This window comes from Verticiella sediminum, assembly GCF_007558815.1.
GTDB classification, from domain to species: Bacteria; Pseudomonadota; Gammaproteobacteria; order Burkholderiales; family Burkholderiaceae_B; genus Verticiella; species Verticiella sediminum.
The window spans coordinates 1-3,339 of record NZ_VLTJ01000006.1; the positions used below are offsets into that span (position 1 = coordinate 1).

Consider the following 3,339-nt stretch of genomic DNA (forward strand, 5'->3'; position numbering starts at 1 on the left):
GCGGCGCCTGGTGCCGGGTTCATCTCGGCCCGGGTGCCCCGCGATGCATTGACACGATCCTTGAAAATCTAGATCATTAACGAGTTAATTAAATCGTACCAAGCCGATGGGCGCGGCGCACCGAGGACAGAGCATGAGCATCAAGCATTGGATCAACGGCAAGCAGGTGGACAGCACCGAGCGCTTCACCACATTCAACCCGGCCACGGGCGAAGCCATCGCCGAGGTCGCCTCGGGCGGCGCGGCCGAGGTCGATGCCGCGGTGGCGGCCGCGCGCGAGGCCTTCCCGGGCTGGGCCAATACACCCGCCAAGGAGCGCGCCCGCCTGATGCGCCGCCTGGGCGAGCTGATCGAACAGAACGTGCCCACGCTCGCCGAGCTGGAAACCCGCGACACCGGCCTGCCGATCGCGCAGACCAGCAAGCAGCTCATTCCGCGCGCGTCGGAGAATTTCCACTTCTTCGCGGAAGTCTGCACGCGCATGAACGGCCACACCTATCCCGTGGACGACCAGATGCTCAACTACACGCTCTACCAGCCGGTGGGCGTGTGCGCGCTGATCTCCCCCTGGAACGTGCCGTTCATGACGGCGACCTGGAAGACCGCGCCCTGCCTGGCGCTGGGCAACACGGCCGTGCTGAAGATGTCCGAGCTCTCGCCGCTCACTGCCGATCGCCTGGGCGCACTGGCGCTGGAGGCGGGCATCCCGCCGGGCGTACTCAACGTCGTGCAGGGCTATGGTGCCACGGCCGGCGACGCGCTGGTGCGCCATCCCGACGTGCGGGCGATCTCCTTCACGGGCGGCACGGTCACTGGCAAGAAGATCATCGCCAGCGCCGGCGGCATCAAGAAGTTCTCGATGGAGCTGGGCGGCAAGTCGCCGGTGCTGGTGTTCGACGACGCGGATCTCGACCGAGCCCTGGACGCCGCGCTCTTCACCATCTTCTCGCTGAACGGCGAGCGCTGCACGGCCGGCTCGCGCATCTTCATCCAGTCCTCGGTGTACGAGCGCTTCGTCGAGGAGTTCGCGCGGCGCGCCGAGCGCCTAGTGGTGGGCGACCCGGCCGATCCCAGGACCAACGTGGGCTCCATGATCACCCGCGAGCACTGGGAGAAGGTGACCGGCTACATCCGCCTGGCCGAACAGGAGGGCGCGCGCATCCTGGCGGGCGGGCCCGACAAGCCCGCCGATCTGCCGGCCCACCTGGCCAAGGGCAATTTCGTACGTCCGACCGTGCTGGCCGACGTCGACAACCGCATGCGCTGCGCCCAGGAGGAGATCTTCGGGCCGGTCGCCTGCCTGCTGCCCTTCGAGGACGAAGCCGACGGCCTGGCCCTCGCCAACGACGTCAAGTACGGCCTGGCCTCCTACATCTGGACCAACGACCTCGGGCGCGCGCACCGCATCGCGCGCGGCATCGAGGCGGGCATGGTGTTCATCAACAGCCAGAACGTGCGCGACCTGCGTCAGCCGTTTGGCGGCACCAAGGAGTCCGGCACCGGGCGCGAGGGCGGCGAGTACAGCTACGAAGTGTTCTGCGAAGTGAAGAACGTGTGCGTGTCGATGGGCAGCCACCACATCCCGCGCTGGGGCGTCTGAGGCGATCCGGCCCGGCAGGCGCGCCTGCCGGGTTCGGGCGGCGCACGCGGCAGGCCCCCCGGGGCGCCGCGCTGGGGCGCAGCACCTGCGCATGCATGGCGCGCCCGCGGGCGCGCGCAAGGAGGAGACCATGGGTCAATTGTCGCTGGCGGCCAAGATCACGCACGTGCCGTCGATGTATCTGTCCGAACTGCCCGGCAAGCACCATGGCTGCCGCGAGGCGGCCATCGAGGGCCATCGCGAGATCGGCCGGCGCTGCCGCGCACTGGGCGTGGACACCATCGTGGTGTTCGATGTGCACTGGCTGGTCAACGCCGGCTATCACATCAACTGCAACCGCGCGTTCGCGGGCACCTACACCAGCAACGAGCTGCCGCACTTCATCAAGGACATGACGTATGCCTACCCCGGCAACCCGGCGCTCGGGCGCCTGATCGCCGAGGTCGCGAACGCGCACGGTGTGGGCACGCGTGCCCACGAGATCGACAGCCTGGAGCTGGAGTACGGCACCCTGGTGCCCATGCGCTACATGAACGGCGACCAGCACTTCAACGTGGTGTCGATCGCCGGCTGGTGCGCCTGGCACACCCTGGAAGAGAGCCGGCGCTTCGGGCGCGCGGTGCGCGAGGCCATCGAGCGCAGCGACTGCAAGGTGGCAGTGCTCGCCAGCGGCTCGCTTTCGCATCGCTTCAATGACAACAACAGCCCCGAGGACGCGATCCACCAGATCAGCCGGGAGTTCTACCGGCAGGTCGACCAGCGCGTGGTGGAACTGTGGCAGCAGGGCGATTGGAAAACCTTCTGCGCCATGCTGCCCGAGTACGCCAGCCTGTGCGAAGGCGAGGGCGGCATGCACGACACCGCCATGCTGCTGGGCATGCTGGGCTGGGACGAGTACGACAAGCCGGTGGAGATCGTCACCGACTACTTCGCGAGTTCGGGAACGGGGCAGATCAACGCGATATTTCCGCTGCCGGGCGCGGCTTGAGGCTCGCCGCCTTCTTCACAGGCACGGCCGGCGTCTTGTGCTTGTACTCGCAAAGATCGGCGATACCGCACTGCGGGCACTTCGGCGTGCGCGCCACGCACACGTAGCGTCCGTGCAGGATCAGCCAGTGGTGGGCGTCGTGCAGGAACTCCCTGGGCACGAACTTGAGCAGGGCCTGTTCGACGGCCACGACGTCCTTGCCCGGGGCGATGCCCGTGCGATTGGCGACGCGAAAGATGTGCGTGTCGACGGCGATCGTCGGCTGGCCGAAGGCCGTGTTGAGCACCACGTTCGCCGTCTTGCGGCCCACGCCGGGCAGCGCTTCGAGCGACTCGCGGTCCTGCGGCACCTCGCCGCCGTGCTGCTCGAGCAGGATCCGACAGGTGGCGATCACGTTGCGCGCCTTGGTGCGGTACAGGCCGATGGTCTTGATGTAGTCGGCCACGCCTTCCTCGCCCAGGGCGAGCATGCTGGCGGGCGTGCCGTGTTCGGCAAAGAGCGTGCGCGTGGCGAGATTGACCGACTTGTCGGTGGCCTGCGCCGAGAGCAAGACGGCGATCAGTAGCTGGAAGGGCGTGCCGTATTCGAGTTCGGTGGTCGGATGCGGGTTGGCGGCGCGCAGCCGCTCGAAGATTTCCTGGCGTTTGGCGCGATTCATGGCTGAGGGCTGCGTCGGGCGCGCGCGCGGGCCAGCGCCGCGGCGATGGCCGCCCGTTTGTGTTCGGGGTCTCCCAGGCGCGGGCCGTCCGCC

Annotated in this window: 3 protein-coding genes; 2 read left to right on the forward strand and 1 reads right to left on the reverse strand. The window is 68.0% G+C overall.

The features are described from left to right. Positions 1-133: 133 nt before the first annotated feature. On the forward strand, positions 134-1,600 hold the full coding sequence (hpaE, locus tag FOZ76_RS03365; protein ID WP_143946726.1) for a 5-carboxymethyl-2-hydroxymuconate semialdehyde dehydrogenase: 1,467 nt from the start codon (positions 134-136) through the stop codon (positions 1,598-1,600). 130 nt (positions 1,601-1,730) lie between these two features. After that, entirely contained in the window at positions 1,731-2,588 is an 858-nt protein-coding gene (gene hpaD / locus FOZ76_RS03370; protein ID WP_143946727.1) for a 3,4-dihydroxyphenylacetate 2,3-dioxygenase, read from the forward strand. On the opposite strand, the gene nth is transcribed toward hpaD, so the two are convergent. Beyond that, a complete protein-coding gene (gene nth, locus FOZ76_RS03375; protein ID WP_143946728.1) occupies positions 2,554-3,246 on the reverse strand; it encodes an endonuclease III in 693 nt (230 codons plus the stop codon). The genes hpaD and nth overlap by 35 nt on opposite strands. Positions 3,247-3,339: the final 93 nt, after the last annotated feature.

Bases quoted from the DNA above. Each gene is read 5' to 3' on its own strand.
- hpaD (WP_143946727.1), top strand. From the start codon at position 1,731: ATGGGTCAATTGTCGCTGGCGGCCAAGATCACGCACGTGCCGTCGATG.
- hpaE (WP_143946726.1), top strand. From the start codon at position 134: ATGAGCATCAAGCATTGGATCAACGGCAAGCAGGTGGACAGCACCGAG.
- nth (WP_143946728.1), bottom strand. From the start codon at position 3,246: ATGAATCGCGCCAAACGCCAGGAAATCTTCGAGCGGCTGCGCGCCGCC.